The organism is Rheinheimera mesophila, assembly GCF_000986865.1.
Lineage (GTDB): Bacteria > Pseudomonadota > Gammaproteobacteria > Enterobacterales > Alteromonadaceae > Pararheinheimera > Pararheinheimera mesophila.
The window spans coordinates 1-790 of record NZ_LAVS01000053.1 but is presented as its reverse complement, the minus strand read 5'-3'; the positions used below and the strand labels follow the sequence as shown (position 1 = coordinate 790).

2 protein-coding genes are annotated in these 790 nt (G+C 35.8%); both read right to left on the bottom strand.

What is annotated here, in order from left to right; all coding sequences use genetic code 11:
• The coding region (locus SD53_RS12415; RefSeq protein ID WP_046520538.1) for a hypothetical protein at positions 1-187 on the bottom strand (187 nt) is incomplete at its 3' end.
• A gap of 19 nt (positions 188-206) precedes the next feature.
• Positions 207-790: hypothetical protein (locus SD53_RS12410; RefSeq protein ID WP_046520537.1), on the bottom strand; the 584-nt coding region annotated here is incomplete at its 5' end.

Below are 790 nucleotides of genomic sequence, written 5' to 3'. Positions count from 1 at the left end.
ATTCTTGTTTTGTCAGCTTATCTAAAGGTACGATATAAACTTTGTCGTACTTATTTTTGATTTGATTTGTCAACAATTCAACACGAGGATTGTTATACCCTTCAGCTGGATACAACTCCCCTACTTTGTACTTGTGTTGATTGTGCTCTATGTCTTTAAAAGCTCTAACAACTTTAAATTTCACCATTTTATCACCTCATAAAATTTTATAGTGTTTCTTCGGTACCTTCTAAAGCTGGCTTATGTCCTTTTAAATCTAATTTCCAAACAGCAGCAACTTTATTATCTTTCGCTTTGCCGTAAGCAAATTGTTTTGCAGTGTATAAATCCATATCATCTAACGCAAGTGTTTCTTTAAATTTCTGAACATTAATACCACCAGCTAAATAACCATCATATAAACCTTTAACGTACGTTAAAACCTTACCTGCTTCTTGGACTGTAGACTCGATAACATTCAAATTAAATGGTAAAGCAGTAACATATACGCCATTTGCATTTAAATGTGTATACTGTGCTTGAACCTCAAAAGCATCGGACGGATTAACAACCATTGTTACATTACCTTTAACCGCTACTGATTTACCTTTCTCGTTAGTTGAGTGGTATTTAAACACTTGCGTCAATTCATTAACTGTAGCGCGCGGATTAGCAAATGTAAGCGTACCTTGTTCTTCTTTCTCTGGATAAGCACCCTCAGTTACCGATACACCTTTTTGTACTTGACGGTTTAAGCCGATTGGTTGGTCTTTACCAGTACCTTTTAAGAACGCAGTTTCAAGCGCCACTG